The sequence below is a fragment of the Deltaproteobacteria bacterium genome (assembly GCA_012522415.1).
In the GTDB taxonomy this organism is placed as follows: Bacteria; Desulfobacterota; Syntrophia; order Syntrophales; family JAAYKM01; genus JAAYKM01.
Genome location: JAAYKM010000006.1, coordinates 1 through 17,687, shown reverse-complemented (window position 1 = coordinate 17,687; position 17,687 = coordinate 1). Strand labels below are relative to the sequence as shown.

At 52.9% G+C, this 17,687-nt stretch carries 15 protein-coding genes and 1 pseudogene; 6 read left to right on the top strand and 10 right to left on the bottom strand.

Annotation, left to right across the window (positions count from 1 at the left end; genetic code table 11):
* On the top strand, nt 1-1,204 hold a 1,204-nt coding region (locus tag GX147_00685; GenBank protein NLN59226.1), incomplete at its 5' end, for a DUF1998 domain-containing protein.
* 1,160 nt (nt 1,205-2,364) lie between these two features.
* Here the strand turns inward: GX147_00685 and GX147_00680 are convergent.
* Nucleotides 2,365-3,129 carry a DUF364 domain-containing protein gene (locus GX147_00680; GenBank protein NLN59225.1) on the bottom strand — a complete coding sequence of 255 codons (765 nt, stop codon included), beginning with the start codon at nt 3,127-3,129 and terminating at the stop codon, nt 2,365-2,367.
* A gap of 378 nt (nt 3,130-3,507) precedes the next feature.
* Between GX147_00680 and GX147_00675 the strand changes: the two genes are divergently transcribed.
* The 5 genes from GX147_00675 to GX147_00655 all read left to right on the top strand — a co-directional run bounded on the left by GX147_00675 (nt 3,508) and on the right by GX147_00655 (nt 7,638).
* Nucleotides 3,508-5,613 carry a TonB-dependent receptor gene (locus GX147_00675; GenBank protein ID NLN59224.1) on the top strand — a complete coding sequence of 702 codons (2,106 nt, stop codon included), beginning with the start codon at nt 3,508-3,510 and terminating at the stop codon, nt 5,611-5,613.
* 148 nt (nt 5,614-5,761) lie between these two features.
* A complete protein-coding gene (gene exbB / locus GX147_00670) occupies nt 5,762-6,187 on the top strand; it encodes a TonB-system energizer ExbB (protein ID NLN59223.1) in 426 nt (141 codons plus the stop codon).
* Nucleotides 6,177-6,557, top strand: coding sequence for a biopolymer transporter ExbD (locus tag GX147_00665; protein NLN59222.1), 381 nt, complete (start codon nt 6,177-6,179; stop codon nt 6,555-6,557). The genes exbB and GX147_00665 overlap by 11 nt, the downstream gene beginning before the upstream one ends.
* Nucleotides 6,554-7,261: an energy transducer TonB gene (locus GX147_00660; GenBank protein NLN59221.1), complete on the top strand. Its 708-nt coding sequence runs from the start codon at nt 6,554-6,556 to the stop codon at nt 7,259-7,261. The genes GX147_00665 and GX147_00660 overlap by 4 nt, the downstream gene beginning before the upstream one ends.
* Nucleotides 7,262-7,404: 143 nt before the next feature.
* On the top strand, nt 7,405-7,638 hold the full coding sequence (locus GX147_00655) for a hypothetical protein (protein NLN59220.1): 234 nt from the start codon (nt 7,405-7,407) through the stop codon (nt 7,636-7,638).
* A gap of 297 nt (nt 7,639-7,935) precedes the next feature.
* Here the strand turns inward: GX147_00655 and GX147_00650 are convergent, their stop codons facing one another.
* The 9 genes and pseudogenes from GX147_00650 to GX147_00610 all read right to left on the bottom strand — a co-directional run bounded on the left by GX147_00650 (nt 7,936) and on the right by GX147_00610 (nt 17,373).
* A complete protein-coding gene (locus tag GX147_00650) occupies nt 7,936-8,283 on the bottom strand; it encodes a LysR family transcriptional regulator (GenBank protein NLN59219.1) in 348 nt (115 codons plus the stop codon).
* Nucleotides 8,284-8,432: 149 nt separating this feature from the next.
* Nucleotides 8,433-9,203, bottom strand: a complete 771-nt coding sequence (locus tag GX147_00645; GenBank protein ID NLN59218.1) for a DUF4292 domain-containing protein — start codon at nt 9,201-9,203, stop codon at nt 8,433-8,435.
* Nucleotides 9,204-9,217: 14 nt separating this feature from the next.
* On the bottom strand, nt 9,218-10,921 hold the full coding sequence (locus GX147_00640) for a tetratricopeptide repeat protein (protein NLN59217.1): 1,704 nt from the start codon (nt 10,919-10,921) through the stop codon (nt 9,218-9,220).
* Nucleotides 10,922-11,011: 90 nt separating this feature from the next.
* The gene (locus GX147_00635) at nt 11,012-11,857 is read right to left on the bottom strand and encodes a divergent polysaccharide deacetylase family protein (GenBank protein ID NLN59216.1); all 846 of its coding nucleotides are present in this window, start codon (nt 11,855-11,857) and stop codon (nt 11,012-11,014) included.
* Nucleotides 11,858-11,945: 88 nt separating this feature from the next.
* Nucleotides 11,946-13,262 carry a S41 family peptidase gene (locus GX147_00630; protein NLN59215.1) on the bottom strand — a complete coding sequence of 439 codons (1,317 nt, stop codon included), beginning with the start codon at nt 13,260-13,262 and terminating at the stop codon, nt 11,946-11,948.
* 253 nt (nt 13,263-13,515) lie between these two features.
* Nucleotides 13,516-14,544, bottom strand: coding sequence for a serine acetyltransferase (locus GX147_00625; GenBank protein ID NLN59214.1), 1,029 nt, complete (start codon nt 14,542-14,544; stop codon nt 13,516-13,518).
* Nucleotides 14,534-15,715 (bottom strand): annotated as a pseudogene (nifS, locus tag GX147_00620) (cysteine desulfurase NifS). The gene GX147_00625 and the pseudogene nifS overlap by 11 nt, the downstream one beginning before the upstream one ends.
* Nucleotides 15,712-16,542: a Fe-S cluster assembly protein NifU gene (gene nifU / locus GX147_00615; protein ID NLN59213.1), complete on the bottom strand. Its 831-nt coding sequence runs from the start codon at nt 16,540-16,542 to the stop codon at nt 15,712-15,714. Before nifU ends, nifS begins: the two are co-directional and overlap by 4 nt.
* Nucleotides 16,543-16,749: 207 nt before the next feature.
* A complete protein-coding gene (locus GX147_00610) occupies nt 16,750-17,373 on the bottom strand; it encodes an arylesterase (protein NLN59212.1) in 624 nt (207 codons plus the stop codon).
* Nucleotides 17,374-17,687: the final 314 nt, after the last annotated feature.

The window sequence follows — 17,687 nt, the reverse complement described above, 5'->3', positions numbered from 1 at the left end:
GGGTCGCAAACGCGGAGAGAGCCTGGCGCTCTTGATCGCCCGAAGTTCCCCCATGGATCAGTTCATCGCCGAGCACCCCGATTATTTCTTCGGCCAGTCGCCGGAACATTGCCGGGTCAACCCCGACAACCTCCTCATCCTCCTTCATCATCTGAAAAGCGCCGCCTTTGAACTCCCCTTCGAGCGGGGAGAGCGTTTCGGTGGGGAGAGCTTGGAGGAACTCCTCGATTACCTTGAGGAAAAGGGCATTCTGCACCGGGTGGAGGGCCGCTGGCACTGGTCGGCCGAAAGCTATCCCGCCAACGAGATCAGCCTCCGGAGCATCAACCCGGAAAACGTCGTCGTCATCGACGAGACGGAAAGAGGGAACAGCCGGGTCATCGCCGAGGTGGATTGGGACAGCGCCTTCACGACCGTCCACGAGGGAGCGATCTACATGGTCGAATCCCGTCAGTACCACGTGGACCGGTTGGATCTCGGCCGCCGGAAGGCCTACGTTCGCCAGGTGGACACGGATTACTACACCGATGCCATGACCTACACCCACGTTCGCGTCATCGACCGCTTCGCCGAAAAGGTGCGAAACGGCGTCAAGGTCGAGCACGGGGAAGTCCAGGTGGTGCGCAAGGTCGTGGGTTACAAGAAGATCAGGTTCTACTCGTCGGAAAACCTGGGCTGCGGCGATGTCAACCTGCCCGAAAAGGATATGCACACGACGAGCTACTGGTTCACCCTGAACCGGGACCTCATCGGGGCACTTCCTTACAACCGGGCGGAGATCATCGACGGGTTCTCAGGTCTGGCCTATACCCTCCACAATCTGGGGGCCATGTTCCTTATGTCGGAAACCCGGGATCTGGATCGCTCCATCGGTGATGAAAAGGGCCGCTGGGTTCTCCACCGGGCCGACCTGTTCCGCGTCGACGACCCCGGGATCAGGGAAAAAGAAAACGTCGACGTCATGGCTCTGGAGATCTTTGAACCGACGATCTTTCTCTTTGATGCCTATCCCGGAGGGATCGGTTTTGCCGAACTTCTGTACGACAGCCACGACGAACTTCTGAAAGCCGCTGGAGAACTGATCCGGTCCTGCCACTGCAAACATGGCTGTCCCAGCTGTGTGGGACCCACCCTGGAAGTCGGCCCGACGGCCAAGGAAGTCGCCCTCGCGCTCTTGGGCCTTTTGCGTGGCCCGTATACCTAACGGACTGGGTCCGTTATCTCTGCTCTTCTGTGGAACCCCTCATTTTGTTGTCCGTTATAGGATCATCCGGATCAACTTCATGGCCCGCTGGACAAAGGCCGTTTTCTCATCATTCCGAGCCGCCGGGGCTTCACTGTCATCCCGAGCCACAGGAGCTTCACTGTCATTCGGGGCCGCCGAGGCTTTACTATCATTCGGAGCCGCCGGAGCTTTCATTGTCATTCCGAATCCCGCCGGAGGCGGGTGAGGAATCTTAAACGAAACACCTTGCGACTTCCTTATGTCACTTCGAACGTTCCTTCTTGTCACTTCGAACGAACGTGAGAAGTCTTAAACGTAACGCCACCTTCGAAACCCCAGGGTTAAGATTTCTCCCCGGCTTGACAGCCGGGTCGAAATGACAAGGAGGCTGGTACCGGTGCGAAAAGGGGGCCGATGCCGGTGCAAAACGACATTTTTTATCATCCCCCTGAGTGAATACGAAGAATCTCATTTATTGGGTATCCGGAAAAACAAGATTCTTCATCTGACCCCTCAGACATTGCCGTGGAGTCTCTTCCCCGGTCCCCGTTTGCTGGATACCGGCTCAAGAGGTTGTGTCGTAATCGCCTTTTCGTCATTCCGGGGAAGGGCGCACGGCGAAGGCCCCGCATCAGGGCGGGGGTGAGGGGCCGGCATGACGATTCAATCACAAGGCCGATACGACACATTTTCCCAATCCGGTCGGCTATACCCATCATAATTTGCACCGGATACAGCGACAGCCTTTCCGAAAGCGATTGCCGGGAAATCGGAATTCGCCGGATCCTGATAAAACCCGTTCACATGGGGGAATTGGCCGGGGTGGTCCGGGAACACATTCGCATCGTCGAAGAAGGCGGTTAGTCACATCCCTTTTCCCGAAGGGCACGGGTATTTCTCCACATCGGGGACGGTCCGGCGGCCCGGGGCTCGCAACAGGGAAATTTTGAACATCATCGGGATTTTCGTTGTGGAAAACGTTACGGAACGACGCCCGGGAGGGCGTGCCTCAGTATTCTCCCGAGTGGCCTCGTTCACGGGGCAATGCAATTTTAAAAACCGGGTCCCCGAAATCGAGGCAGGCATCCCATCCGGTATATGGTAACCGCGTTGTTCAAGAATATTCATTGCGTCGGGATTCAGGTGGCCAGTCTCCGGACGATATCATCGAAATCCCTGACCATGCTTACGAAACGCACCCCGCCCCTGGCCTTGAGCTGCATGAAGGAGGCCCCTTCACTCACCGATTTCAGCACAGTTTCCTTGTCCGTCACCACGCTGCCGGCCAGGATATCGATGCCGTAATCGAAAAGAACTTCCGAAAGGGGAGTTGTCGGGCCGAGAAGCATTTTGACGCTGTCCTTGCGACACAGATCGAGAATACCTGAAAGGGTTTTGTTGATAAGGGTCGTACTCGAGATGACGACAATATCCGATTGCGGAATCAGCTCATTTCCCATTGCCTCCGGGTAATCACCGGGCCTTGGGTTTTTTTCGATAACCCAAAGATTCCCCGCCTCCTTCGCAAGATCGTCCATGGAGGGAAAATGCCCGATGATGGAGATGTTTTTCCCCTTACCCAGATCTTTGGCGAGTTTCAGGCCTTCGACATCCGAGTATTGGTTCGCGTCCACATCCAGCAGGGAATTGATGGCCGCAAGTCCCAGGGAGATCCTGGACATACCTTCGTCGAAACAATAACGGGCCAGCTCCAGGGCCGTCATGTCGGTGAAGGACCCTTCCATGCCCTGTGAGCCTTTCTCGTGAGTGCAGACGCCTGACGCCATGGTGGAGGCGAGGCCGCATCGCCTGCTGACCACGGCCGTCCAGTGGAGACCCCGACTGACCGTCTGTACAGGGGCGTCTTCTCCGATATTTTTCATTATGCTGTTCAGGATTCTCATTTTCTCCTCCTTTAGTCATCGTTGAAATTCCCGGCCGGTTGCCGGCCATGTTCCGCAAAAACGGTGCCTGTCATTGCAGATCCCCACAGAAGCGTTATATATAAACGAACATACCGAAGTCAAGGTTCAATTTCATTGACCGTTGTTTATGGTCGGCAGGAGATTTTTTATCCGACACCCAAATAAAGGCTTGACATGCGTTATATGCGCATGTATATAGCGCATAACGTTATGCACAATTTTATATAACGCAAGCCGACTCACCCCTCGAAGCCGCTTGATGCGGAATGTTTTCCGGGGTTCGGGCATTTTGCCGTAACCGTAAGGCTCGAAGACGCCATTGGACTTGGAGCGTCAATATTTAGGAGGAGGATGACGATGGGCAAGAGGGGATGTTTATTCTGGGCGGTCCTGGTGTTCGTTATCTGTTTTGGCGCCGCGCCTTCCCGAGGCGTGACAGCAGAACCGGGAACCCGATACCAGGCCTATGATCTGGGGGACGTCATCGTTTCAGCCGATGAAAGCCGGATTAAGGACATTGCGATTTCCAGTGAGATCACGGCGGAAGATATCCAGGCGACAAACAGCCATACCGTGGCGGAGGCCCTGTCCCACGCGCCGGGGGTTCGGGTCACAACGGGGAATAAAAATCAGGCGACGGTTTCCATCCACGGCTTCGATCAGAGCCGTATCCTCTTTTTAGTGGACGGTGTGCCGTTTTATGAAACAAAATACGGTATCCTCGATCTGAACAGCATCGGCACCGACAACATCGCGAAAATCGAGATCATCAAAGGGGCCCCTTCCGTCCTCTACGGCGCCAACGCCATGGGGGGCGTTGTGAATATCATAACCAAGAAAGGAACGGAAAAACCCTTTACCAGCGCCTCCTACGAACTTTCGGAAAATGACACCTACCGGGTTTCCGCCACCCACGGCATGAAGAAGGGTATTTTTAACTACTGGCTGAACTATGTGTATGAGAAGTCGGACGGCTGGTCCCTGTCGGACGATTATAAGCCGAAGATTGGTGCTCTGATAGACAGGCGTCTGCCCGGTAATGCGAATGCCCAAAGGCGCGACCTGATGTTCGAGAACGGCGGGAACCGCGAGAACTCCCGTTATGAAAACAACAGCCTCTGGGCCAAATTCGGGATCGAACCGAATGAGGATGAGGCCTACTATGTCAATTTCCACTACCGGGCTCGGGAGAAGGGCGTTCCCTCCAATACCGACTTCAACCAGGTTTTTTCCCGTCCGGTTTTCTCCCAGTTCTACGCCGCCGACATTCCTGAGTACGACGAATGGGGGATCGATCTGGACGGTCGCCGACGCCTGGCCGATAACCTGGTCGCAAAGGCCAAACTGTTTTATCATCGCCATAAGGACAGCTTTTATTCCTATGAGGAACCGGATCTGAAGACGATTCTCTCCCGGAGCCATTACCGGGACTGGGTGGCAGGGGGGAATATCGTCCTAGACTATCAGCCGGTGCCGTGGGATGCAATTCGTCTGGCCGTTCACTACAAAAAGGACATGCACAAGGAACTGGCTGATGAATACCTTCCCTATGACGAGTTCTTTTCCTATACCGGTTCCGTTGGTCTGGAAAACGAGTTTAACCTGGTGAAGAATCTTTCCATTGTCGTGGGAATCAGCTACGATTGGTACGAGGTCACGAAGGCCCAGAAAACGATTACAAATCAAGATGGTGATTTTGTCCGCCAGGACAAGAATTACGAACCCGACGACGACCAGTTCAACCCCATGATCGGCGCCACCTATACTTTTTTCGATGGGACCAGGGTGTTCGCGTCCGCCGCCAGGAAGAGCCGTTTCCCCACCCTGAGCGATCTGTACAACAACATCGCCGGAGGATCGGCGTACCTGAGTTCGGAAAAGAGCAACAACTATACCGTGGGGGTATCGCGGTCTTTCGGTTCGTTCTTCAAAGGCGACTTTTCGCTTTTCCGCCATGATGTCAAGGATAAGATCACGCGACAGACTATTAATGGAACGAATTATACGCTCAACATCGGCAAGGTGAGGATGCAGGGTTGCGAGGTCGGTTTGGAATTTTATCCGATGGACAAACTGATTCTCCGGGCCGATTACACCTACAATGATGCCGACGACAGGAGTTCCAACGCGACGAGTTCCAACGTGCAGGGGGTTCCCAAACACATCGTGAATCTCTCCGGTCAGTACACCCTGCCCGTGATCGGTACCCGCATCGACGTGAACGGTTCCTATCAGGGAAAAGTATTCAGCGGCAACGCAGATTCGCTCTATTACCCGAATGAACCGGCGGTCATTGAACTGGGCAGTTACTTCCTGTGGAATGCCAAGTTGACCCAGGAAATCGGCAAACACTTTGAAGTCTATGTGGCCGCGAACAACATCTTTGATGAGAATTACGAATGGAATGACGGCTATCCCGGACAGGGGCGCAACTTCTGGACGGGCCTGACCGTGAAATTTTAATCATGTTTTGTAACGATTCCCGGCCATTGAAATCTTAACCCCCTGCAGGATGATGCCCCTTATCGGTGGACCCTCCTGATGCGACTGCCAGGATTTTCCCGGGGGCAGATAAGGGTCATCATCCTGCAAAGCCACAAGGATTGTAAAAATGGAATGGCTCAAATATGCGGTGGATTACGGTATTATCGGATTGCTGGTGGTGTTGAGCGTCTGTTCCCTCGCCATAGCGATAGAGCGGTTCTATGTTTTTCGGCATGTCCGTCTGGATCAATACGGGGATAAAAACAGTCTGGAAGTGGACTTGACGCGGAACCTCCATCACATCGCAAGCATCGGGAGCAATGCCCCCTATATCGGCCTCCTCGGAACGGTGCTGGGGATTATGCTGACGTTTTATTCCATGGGCCATGAGGGCCTGACCAACGCGACGAAAATCATGACGGGCCTTGCCCTCGCCCTCAAGGCAACGGCTGTTGGGCTGCTGGTCGCCATTCCCTCGGTGATCCTCTACAACCACCTCTTGCGTCGGGTGTGGGTCCTGGTCAAGGATTGGGAGAGGAGCCATGGAACATAAACCCATTGACTACATCAATGTGATTCCCTTCGTGGACATCATGCTCGTCCTCCTGACCATTGTCCTGACGACATCGTCCTTCATTGCCTCGGGGATGCTTCCCCTTGACCTCCCCACGTCAGACAACCGGGAAAGCAGCATCCTGAAAACGCAGGTCATCGAAATCGACAAAGCCGGGCGGATTTACATGAACGGCAGGCCCGGCACCCTGGTCGAGATGCAGGCCACCCTGAGCTCTCTGTGCCGCAAGGCGCCGATTCTGATCCGGGCGGACCGTACTATCGATCTCCAATGTTTCGTCGATGTGCTCGACGCCATAAAAATGATGCGGTTTGAAAAGGTCAGTTTGCAGACGATGGAGAAGACATGACGTACCAAATCCGGGGCATCGGGATATCGATTATCCTGCACGTTCTGCTCGTGGCGGCAGTGGTGAGCGCCGGAAGCCTGATCAAGGAACCTTGTCGGTCCCGGGTTATTACCTTTGACATCGCACGGTCCGAGATCAAGGAGGTGGATTTTTCCGCACCCCCGAAAGCGCCTCTGAACAAGCCCACAAAAATTAAAAGGCCTGCGCCGGTTATTCAAAAGGAACTATCGAAAATTGTTCAGGAAAAACCCGTCATGACCTCCCCGATTTCAGATGTGCCGCTTCCGGAACCCGCTCCCGCCTCGAGAGGCGAACAGACCGCCGCCTTTTCCCGTCAGGATGCAAGGGAAAACGGTACAGACGGGGGACATGGGGTGCAGGAGGGTGTTCCGGGAGAAGGGGAGGGTGAAACGGCGGAGGAACGCTATCTCCGGGAACATTTTCTCTATATCCGGGACCGGATTCTTGCCCGCATCGTCTATCCCAATCTTGCCCGCCGAATGGGCTGGCATGGGCGGGTCCTGACTTCTTTCGTCATTCATGTGGATGGAACGGTGAGCGATGTCCGGATCGTGAGCAGCTCCGGATTCAAGGTGCTGGATCAAAACGCCGTTTCGACCATCCGGGACGTTGCGCCATTCCCCAAGCCGCCCATCATGGCGAAAATCATCATTCCCGTTACATACCGTTTAAGGCCGGGTTAATCCGGTTTTGGAAAATCATCTTCTTGTCGGACATTCTACCAACGCCTTTTTCACGGAACGATCGCTGATCCAGGTGCTGTCGGATCTCGATTTTATCAATGTCGGAATAAAAGGTTTGTCGGATCAAGCATATCGACAGTGCGGTGCTTGAAAACACCGGCCGGGAAAATCTGTTCAAACCGTCCGCATGGGTTACACAAGACAACATGAAGCTCCTGCTGTCCATTATCATGCCGGTAACGGCGTACCTGATTGGAGGCTATTGGAACGGTGAAAAGCTCGATCTGATCGAATACCATTTTTTTCAGACACCGTCTGTTCAATTTCAACCCTGCTTACGAAGGCTGGAAGAAAGCATTGTTTATCGTGTTTTATGACGGCGGCACCCAAAGGCAGATTAACTATTTCATAGAAATATGTCGTGCCGGTCTGGGCATAACGGCCAGTCTTGCCGTGCTGCGCCGCTCCGCTATACGGGAGTTTCACTGTTCTGTCTGGCCGCAGTCTTTATGACCCTGACGGCATCAAGCCCGCAAAGCCAGTTCCGCTTCGCTCCGATCCAGCGGTTTTTCTATTTCTGGGGTTATTGTGAAACCGGAAAGTTTCCGACCGGATCTGGACGATCGGCAGCCTGTCACCCCTGGACATGTTCGCCCATCCGGCCAGAGCCGCGTTCAGGATTGTGCAAAATGGTTCGACCCGAAGTACTTGTCGAAAAGGGATTTCAGGGATTCTTTCGCCTCGGCATGAAATATTTCGTAACGCTTCATGAAGTTTTTTGCATCAGGGGTCAGTTTCGATCCGCCGCCGGCGACACCCCCCACGGTTCTTTCCAGAAGAACGATACCCAGTTTTTGTTCCGCTTTATGAATCATGTTCCAGGCTTTACGGTACGATACTTTCATGTCCGCGGCACCTTGGGAAAGGGAGCCCGTTTTTTCAATAAACTTCAGGAGTTCGTATGTGCCGACACCGAATGCCCTGTCGTCCGTTTCAATCCAGATTCTGTAACCAAGTTTCATGAATACTCCCTTATCTGTTGAAAACAGCTTTGAAAGACCGCGTGAGGAAATTCAAACGTTTGCAGGTAAAATAGCAGAGTTCGAGGATAAAGCCAGCAAAAGGATTTTGTCTCGTCTGCGGCGGAAGTGGAAAAGAGGGGGCTGAAGCGTCAATCAGGCAGGGCCCTGATGGTGGCTTCAGGAGGGGGACGCAACGTAAAAAAGTTGTCCGGCTTTTCCATGGTGGTTTCCATGGTTTCATGGACGCTCGTTATCGTTCTTCCCTCACCGGTGTCGATCGAGATTCTTGACGGAAAAGTTCGGCCGTTCATTTTTCGGAAGGCATTGAATGTGACGGTTTCTTTCCGGCCGGCGGAAGATGATCGCTCGATCTTTTCGAGACGGTCCTGCAGCGGGTTGATCCAGAGACTCTCCGTGAGCGCATCCGCCGTCGTCATGTCCACCCGATAAAGTGAATCTTCCATTTTTCCCACGAGCTGCGTGGGTTGCAGGGTGACATTCGGCCCATTTCCCAGAAGCACGGCCATCCATTTTTCCACCGGCCAGCTCAGGGGCAGGAAGCGGCTCAGATTGTCCGGCGTGGCTTTGCCGACAAGAAATTCTCCGCCGGTGGGCAGATACGCACGGATCCATTCCCCCCTGACCGTTAAAAAGAAATCGGGTGGCCCCAAAACGGGGATGGACTCCAGGCGCAACTTATCGGGACGTTGCAGGAATATGGCGATTCGAAAATTTATCTTTGACTGGGGAGAGACGACCGAAACCCTCGCCGTGCTCCTGTAGAGCAAGGTGTCGTCCGTGGGCGGGTTTATGGCGGACAGGGCCGCCTGCGCCGATGCGTAGCCCGGTTTCTCCTCTGTCGGCTTGATGGTTTTACCGACGGAACATCCACCCAGCAAAAGAAGGACCGAGAAAAACATTGCAAGCAAAGGTTTCATGGCAGGTGCAGTCTTTTGAGTTCGTCAATTTTTTCCTGAAGGGCCGCGCTGGGTGCGTTCTGCTTTATGGCACGCTGGTAGGCGTCAAGCGCTTCCTGCCGTAAATTCAGGGCCAGATAAACATCTCCCAGATGTTCTGTGATGGTGCTGTCCTCCGGGAGGATGGAGACGGCCTCCTTCAGATACTTCAAGGCGTCGTCGTAACGTTTCTGTTTGTAGTAAACCCAGCCGAGGCTGTCCAGGATGTAACCATTTCCCGGATCCAATTGCAGGGCTTTTTTGATCATTTTCTCCGCTTCATCGAGTTTAACGCCCATTTCAGCATAGGTATAACCGATAAAGTTGAGGGCGTCGGCGTGATCCGGGTTCTCTGCCAGGATTGCCTCCATTTCGCGGATGCTGTCGTCAATACGGTTTATCTTGCTGAAGAGGCTGCCCAATTGATAGCGCATTGCCATTTTGTCCTTGACGGCGAGTATGCCTTCCCGCAGGATGGCTTCAGCGGCCTTGTAATCCTTCTCTTCCTCGTAAAGAAGGGAAAGAAGCGAATAAAACGGGGGAAAATCGCGGTGATGGCTCAGGGCGTTTTTTATGATCTTTTGGGCCTCGCCTTGTTTTCCCTGTTGTTTCAATATGGTGGCGATGCGAAGCTGTGCCTGGTTGTACAGAGAGGAAACGGCGGGGATTCTCCGGTATTCCTTAAGGGCATCGTCGTAGGCCTTGTGTTCTTCGTAGGCGGCGGCAAGAAGAAAACCCGTTCCGGCGTCTCCCGGAAAAGCCTGAAGAAGCCGCAGAAATTGCTCGATAGCCAGATCGTTCTTTCCTTGTTCCAGGTACAAAATCCCAAGGTTTTTCCGTGTATCCCGATTTTTCGGATCCATTTCCAGTATCGCTTGGTATTCTCTTGCCGCTTCATTGACACGCTTTGCTCTCAGCAAAAGCTCGCTCAGGCGCACCCGGATGCCGATCTTCGTGGGGAAATGACCGATGTATTCCCGATAGTTCTGGATGGCCAGGTCGATTTTATTTTGGATTTCATACAGATTACTGAGGTCAATCCATGCGGCTTCAAATTCCGGGTTGATATTTGTGAGGTTTTTGTAAATTATTTCCGCGTCATCATACCTTTTCTGGACCCTATAGATACGGGCGAGATAGTAGTTTCCCATGAGATTTTCCGGATCAATAGACAACAGCCTCTTGAACAGGGATATGGCCCGATCGTATTTCTTTACTTCCGCGTAAGCTGATCCGAGATAAAAATAGGCGACGATGTTCTTTGGATCCATTTCCAGTACGGATTTATAGGCATTGACGGCCTTTTTGTAATTCTTGATATCGAGATAGAGTTCTCCGGTCAGCAGAAGGATATCGACGGTTTTCGGATTTTTTTCGAGATACGCTTCGCAGAGCCTGATGGCCTTTTCTGTTTCCCCTTTTTCAAAATACAGCTCCCCGAGTTCCTTGGTCAGGACCTCTGAGGAGGGGTCAAATCGCAATGCCTTCTCATATTCGGCAATGGCCGCTTCCGGTTCATTATTGAGACTGAAGAGGACGCCCAGCGAGTAATGATACAGGGGATGAAACGAGGATTGTTGTCCCGGCGGGGGAGATGGCTGTCGCCCTCCGGGCATGGTGGCGCACCCGAGCATGCCCAGGGCAATCAGGAGAACGAATGTATTCCAGCCGTAGCTTCGCATAGCCTTATTCGTATCTTATCGTTTGCAGGTAAGGCATTTCTTGAACTCTTTTCCAGTTGCCGTGATCGCAGAAAACGGAAGACTTGGCCCTCATTGCCGGACGATCTCGGAGACCGGCACGATTTCAACGCCTTTTTCACGCATCATGGGCAAGGCGTTTCTGATGGCCAGAATGGTGCTTCTGTAGGGGTGCCCGATCAACAGGACCGGCGCACCGGTCCGAACATCCTTTTCCTGAAGTCGGCGCGTAAGCGTTTCCAACGAAGTTTCATACGATTGGTCATGATCTATAAATATTTTTCTGGCCAGGAAAGGGACACCGATTTGATCTGCCGCCTCCTTTGCCCGTGAATTCCTCGTCGTCCGGCTGTCGATGAAAAAAAGCCCCTTTTCCTTCAGCACATTCATGATGACCGCCATTTTTTCTTCGTCCTCCGTGAAGCGGGATCCCATGTGGTTGTTGACACCGATCGCATAAGGGACATGGTCCAGATTTTTCTCCATCTGCTTTTTGATATCTTGGTCGCTCATGCTGAGAAAGATGGCACCTTCTCCCGGACGGTTTTGCGGATAGGACTGCGGTTCCATGGGACAGTGCAAGAGAATGTCCCGATTCCGCAAATGGAGCAATGTCATCGCTTCCGTCGTATACCGCTGATAGGGCAGAACCGCAAAACTTAAAGGGGCGTCAATCTCCAGCAGTTTATGCAATGCGCCGATGTCCTGACCGATATCGTCTATCTGAATGGCGATCCGCAGAGGCTTCCCCGTTTCGGGGACGCGAGATTCCGGATGACGTTCGGGAATCCGTTTTCGCTCCCTGCGATCGTCGATTTTGGCAACTTGTGTCCCGGCGGGCTTTTTTTTATGAGGCCTTTTGACCTCTGTCCGTTCGCGGACGTCCTTTTCCGGCGGTTTCTGTTTTTCTTCCAACAAATGGAAACAGAAAAGCGCCAAGGCGGTCAAGACCAAAAAGATCAGGATAAAGAATATGGTACGTGGTTTACGTTTTCGTCGTTTCAGATCAGTTTTTCTTTCCTTTCATGAATATATGCCAGCTTTTCAGCATATCTGATGCCGCTTTGACCTGGTTGTCCTGGGCAAAGGCCGCGTCTTCCGCTTCCTTTTTGGCCGCAGGGGCCATCTCGTCCGGTTTCTCGCCGTTTTCTTTCGCCGACTTGATGTGCCTTTCGAGGTCCTTTTCCCTCATGGCATTGTCGTTCTCTCCCACATCCTCAACCGTTTTTGCATACTTGAGGGTGATGTCCGGGACAATGCCCTCGGCCTGGATCGACCGGCCGCTGGGCGTATAATATTTCGCCGTGGTCAGTTTCAAAGCCGCCCCGTCCTCCAGGGGGATCAGGGTCTGTACAGAGCCTTTCCCGAATGTCTGGGTACCGAGAATCAGGGCGCGGTTGTTATCCTGCAGGGCGCCCGCCACAATTTCCGAGGCGCTGGCGGAGCCTTCGTTGACCAGCACCACGATCGGGCAGAGCGGTTCATCCCCGTCGTTCTTCGCCGCCGCGCTCGTTTCCATGACTTTGATTCTTCCCCGAGTCGATACGATGGTGCCGGTTTTGAGGAAGACATCGGCCACTTCAATCGACTGGTTCAACAGTCCGCCGGGGTTGTTGCGAAGGTCGAGTATAATCCCCTTCAGGGGCTTGACCTTCGATTCCATATCCTGAATCGCTTTTTTCAGATCATCAGCCGTCCGTTCCTGGAACGAGGTGATCCGACAATAACCGATGCCGTCGTCCATCAGGCGTGATTTAACGCTGGTGACTTTGATGATGGCTCGTGTTAAAACATAATCCTTCGGCTTGGGCAGGCTTTCCCGAAGGATGGTTACGGTAACTTTGGTATCTTTTGGTCCCCGGAGTTTCTTTACCGCTTCCTGAATCGTGATATCCTTCGTTGACTTGCCGTCAATTTTGATGATTTGATCGCCGGGTTTGATCCCCGCCTGATATGCGGGCGTGTCTTCAATGGGTGAAACAACGGTGAGCATGTCCCTCAGGATCGTAATCTCAATACCGATTCCTCCGAAACTTCCCTTGGTTTCAACCTCCAGTTCCTTGTATTCATCGGCATTCATGAACGTGCTGTGTGGGTCGAGTGATTTGATCATCCCGGATATTGCTCCCTGAATCAAATCCTGCAGCTTCACTTCCTCCACATAGTTTTTTTCCACCATATCGAGGACTTCATTGAAAGTCTTCAGGTTCTTGTAGGTGCTCCGGTCAACAGCGGAAACCTTGCCCGTTCCGTAGAAGAAGGCCAGAGCCAGCAGGGAAATAAGCGCAAAAATCGTGATCTTGTTCTGAAAAAATCGTTTCATGAAAGCCTCCGACGGTGTTTTCTGCTTTGGACTGACAGGTATCCTATATCATTATCATTTATTATCGGGAAAACGCCATGTTTATTTAGACATTCAGTGGAATCCAAACGAGAAAACGGGTTTCCGGTACCGGTCGGGACCGGGTATGACCGGGGCATTGTCGGTCAGATCGGACCTGGGTCCGTTTTTATTCACCGGAGATGCTTCGAAAGAAAACGATTCCATCGCCGCCCTTCATCCGGCAAGGGCTCTTCTATGCCTCTTTTTCAGGCTTTGCAATACATTCTTGCCCCGTCCATTCCTTGAGATGCTTTGTGCCGAAGAGGAGATCCTGCTTCCGGATAAAAACTTCCGTGTCCGGCGGAACCGAATGGGTGATCCAGACGTTGCCACCGATGACGGATCGGGCACCGATGACAGTCGTACCTCCAAGTACCGTTGCGTTGGCATAGATGATCACGTCGTCCTCAATCGTTGGGTGCCTCTTCTGATTTCGCAGGGCGTCACACTCGTTTCGGCTGAGGGACAAAGCGCCCAGGGTCACACCCTGATAAAGGCGTACCCGGTCTCCGATCGTGGTTGTCTCCCCGATGACTACGCCCGTGCCGTGATCGATGAAAAAACTTTTGCCAATGTGGGCTTTGGGGTGAATATCGATTCCCGTTTTGCCGTGACCGTATTCGGTCATAATTCGGGGAAGCATGGGAACATCCAGGTGGTAGAGGCGATGGGCGATGCGGTAAATTGTGGTGGCGAAAAGTCCTGGATAGCTGAAGATGATTTCATCGAAACCCGTTGCCGCCGGATCACCCTCATAAGCGTGACGAATATCCGTGGCCAGTAGTTTTCGCAAATCAGGCAGGGTTTGCATAAATGCGATGGCGCTGCGATGTCCCCGTTCCTCGCATTGTGAGCAGGAGAGGTTCTTCCGGATACAGTCATGACGAACCGCCAGGGTGATTTGTTCCGAGAGTTCTTCGTATAATACCGTTAGTTCCTGACCGAAATAATATCCGATATTGACCCGGTCGACACGCCGGCGGATGAAATAACCCGGATAAAGAATGCAGAAGATGCGGTTGATGATGTTGACCACGGCATCGCGGGATGGGATCGGTTCCGGCCCCACATGATCGAAGCATTCTTCCCCATTGCAACTGTCGACGAGAGCGGAAACAATTGCCGGGATTTCATTCCTGTAAGACTGCGCGATGGAGATAGCATCCTTGCACTGACTTGAGAGCGCATCGTCGAGAACCGTTTCCGGTTTTTCAGGTGACATGGCCTGCTTCCTTTTCCGGATCCCAGTAGGGAGACATGCTGCGGAGCCGTTCGATGATCGGGGGCAGCTTCTCGATCACGAAATCGATTTCTTCCTCTGTCGTGTAAACAGAGAGGCTGAAACGAACCGAGCCGTGGGCCATCGTGAAAGGGACCCCCATGGCTCGCAGAACATGGGAAGGTTGAAGTGATCCCGATGTGCAGGCCGATCCGGAGGAGGCACAGATACCGTATTGATCCATCATCAACAGGATGCCCTCTCCTTCAACGTATTCAAAACTGATATTGCTCGTGTTCGGAAGACGATGAAACGTGTCGCCGTTTATCCGGCTGCGGGGAATTTTTTTCAGCAGCGTTGCTTCCAGGCGGTCCCGTAACTGCCTGACATATGTATTTTCTCGATCAATATTCGACCGGGCGAGCTCACAAGCCTTGCCCAAACCGACAATGCTGGGTGTATTTTCAGTCCCCCCGCGTCGTTCCCTCTCCTGGTGCCCACCGATCATAAAAGGAAAAAATTTCGTACCCTTGCGGATGTAAAGGATACCGATACCTTTGGGGCCATGCAGTTAATGGCCCGAGATGGAGAGCATATCGATCGTGTTTTGTTTCATGTCGATGGGTATCTTGCCCACAGCCTGCACGGCATCGGTATGGAACAGAATGCCTCGTTCCCGGGCCAAGCCGGCGGCTTCCTCCACCGGAAAAACCGCGCCCGTTTCATTGTTGGCCCACATCAGGCTGACAACGGCCGTGTCCGAGGTGAGGCTTCTTTCATATTGCTCCATGTCGAGGCGGCCGTCTTTGTCCACAGGCAGCTCAGTGACGCGATAACCCTGCCCGGCCAGGTGCGCACACAAGGCCCGCACGGCGGGATGCTCCACTCGGCTGGTCACGATATGACGTTTTTCAGGAGCCGTATAGAGGGCGGAACGGATGGCCGCATTATCGCTTTCGGTGCCGCAACTTGTAAAGATTATCTCATCGGGGTGGGCGCCGATAAGGGCGGCGGCCCGTTCTCTCGCTTCATGGATTTTTTTTGCAACCTGCCCGCCGAAGGTATGCATACTTGAGGGATTGCCGTAATAGTTACCGAAGAAGGGCAGCATGGCGCCAAGCACTTCCGGAGCAACTTGGGTGGTGGCATTGTTATCCAGATAAACGACGCTCATGGGGTCACCTCCTCAACAATCAGATCGGGTGAAACGAGGTCCCGAAGTTTGGCCTCTACGAAGTGCTTGAGGGTGATGTCCGCAGCTTTACAGGTGGCACACATACCTCGTGCGGCAACGAGGACCCGGTTTCCTTCCACATCGATCAACTCGATATCCCCGCCGTCGAGTTTCAGTGATGGCCTGATCTCTCGCTCCAGGGTCTCTTCGATCATTTTGATCTTCTGGATGTTGGAAAGTTTGGGTTTTACAACGGGTTTTTTCCCCGTGTTCCCCAGAACCCGTTCGATAATCTGCTGGATCGCCTCGCGGCAGTTGCCGCATCCTCCGCCGGCTTTGGTATAGTTTGTCACTTCTTCAACGGTGGTGAGGTTGTTCTCCAGGACGGCCCGTTCAATTTCCTTGTCCGTGACGCCGAAACATTCGCAGACGATCCGGGCATCGGGTTCCTTTTCGGGGGCCCCCCGATAATTCTCAATCGCCTTTTCCAGGGCTTCCTTACCCATGACGGAGCAGTGCATCTTTTCTTGCGGAAGTCCGCCTAAATAGACGGCAATATCCTGGTTTGTGATCTTCATGGCCTCGTCCAGAGTCATGCCTTTAACCATTTCTGTCAGGGCCGAGGAGGAGGCAATAGCACTGGCACAGCCGAAGGTTTTGAATTTGATGTCCTTAATGCGCTGATCTTCACCCAGTTTGAAGCTGAGCCTAAGGGCATCCCCGCACGCAATGGAGCCTATTTCCGCCACCCCGTCCGGATTTTCCACTTCACCGACATTTTTCGGATTGAGGAAATGCTCCCGCACTTTATCCGTATATTCCCACATGATGAATCTCCTTTGGATGTTTTGGAGCCGTCGGCTCATTGATTGAGCATCAAAATGCCCTAATTATATGTACTTCCCATCCTCCAGTCAAGGATGGCCCGCTTTTATTAAAGAGGGATTATCGCGCAACGATAGACCTCTTTCCAATAAGGGAAATTACAGAAACCCCTATATACAGCATAAGGGGGAATCCGGCAGTAAAAAAAACTATATGGCGCCGCTTCTTCGAAGAAGATCCTGAATGGTCCGAGCCATCATTCTGTAGCCCGCCGCATTGGGATGGATGTGATCCGCTTTCAGGTTACGGTTGGACAGGATGGTCTTCAGGATATTCTCTTCCAGGGGGAGTTGGTGGTCATTGGCGATGTCCGCGTACAGGGCATGTGATTTCAAAAAAATCCCGGGTGAAGGAACGGAGATGAGAACAACGGCGATGTTCTCATTCTTTGCCATCCTGATCATGGCCCTCAAATTTTTTCCGGTCTGCTGCACATCGAGCTGCCTCAGCAGGTCGTTGCCGCCGTGGCAGAGGATGAGCAGATCCGGTTTTTCCCGAGCCAGAACGTCGGGAAGGCGGGCCAGACCTTCGGCGGTGATTTCCCCCGGAACCCCGGCATTGATGACCCGTCTGCCGGTCAGGGTCTCCAGGACGGCGGGGTAGCTCTGTGACGGGGCGGCACCGGTACCGTAGGTGATGCTGTCCCCAAAGGCCAGGATAATCCCTCTATCGGCCAACCGGGGTAACTTTGGTTCCGGTGTACAGGCCCACATACAGACGCAGAGCAGGACTGTTAAAAGTTTTGATGATATGGGGGGGCGCGGGGAAATCATGTTTTTCGCACGTCAGTCCCGGTTCCGGGATCTTAAAAAATGTCTCTCTAAAATAGAGTAATTCGGATCTTATTACAGGATCGGGAAGATTTCCTCCATATTTTATATCAAGCCACTGAAAAGAAAACCCCCTCGCTGAAACGCGAAGGGGTTTTCCCGGACCTATATAAAAATAACCTTAAAGGTTAGACGTCCTTTTTTTTGATCCAGGCTTCTCTGAAGAGTCTTGCGATGGAGGTGAACAGGGCAAGGAAGAAGAGGCCGAACATGAAATTCGGTGCTGTTCCCAGGTATTCATCCAGTTTGTATCCGAG

Coding starts and splice junctions, on each gene's coding strand:
- GX147_00680 (NLN59225.1), bottom strand. CDS start 3,129: ATGAGAATCCTGAACAGCATAATGAAAAATATCGGAGAAGACGCCCCT.
- GX147_00675 (NLN59224.1), top strand. CDS start 3,508: ATGGGCAAGAGGGGATGTTTATTCTGGGCGGTCCTGGTGTTCGTTATC.
- exbB (NLN59223.1), top strand. CDS start 5,762: ATGGAATGGCTCAAATATGCGGTGGATTACGGTATTATCGGATTGCTG.
- GX147_00665 (NLN59222.1), top strand. CDS start 6,177: ATGGAACATAAACCCATTGACTACATCAATGTGATTCCCTTCGTGGAC.
- GX147_00660 (NLN59221.1), top strand. CDS start 6,554: ATGACGTACCAAATCCGGGGCATCGGGATATCGATTATCCTGCACGTT.
- GX147_00650 (NLN59219.1), bottom strand. CDS start 8,283: ATGAAACTTGGTTACAGAATCTGGATTGAAACGGACGACAGGGCATTC.
- GX147_00645 (NLN59218.1), bottom strand. CDS start 9,203: ATGTTTTTCTCGGTCCTTCTTTTGCTGGGTGGATGTTCCGTCGGTAAA.
- GX147_00640 (NLN59217.1), bottom strand. CDS start 10,921: ATGCGAAGCTACGGCTGGAATACATTCGTTCTCCTGATTGCCCTGGGC.
- GX147_00630 (NLN59215.1), bottom strand. CDS start 13,262: ATGAAACGATTTTTTCAGAACAAGATCACGATTTTTGCGCTTATTTCC.
- GX147_00625 (NLN59214.1), bottom strand. CDS start 14,544: ATGTCACCTGAAAAACCGGAAACGGTTCTCGACGATGCGCTCTCAAGT.
- nifU (NLN59213.1), bottom strand. CDS start 16,542: ATGTGGGAATATACGGATAAAGTGCGGGAGCATTTCCTCAATCCGAAA.
- GX147_00610 (NLN59212.1), bottom strand. CDS start 17,373: ATGATTTCCCCGCGCCCCCCCATATCATCAAAACTTTTAACAGTCCTG.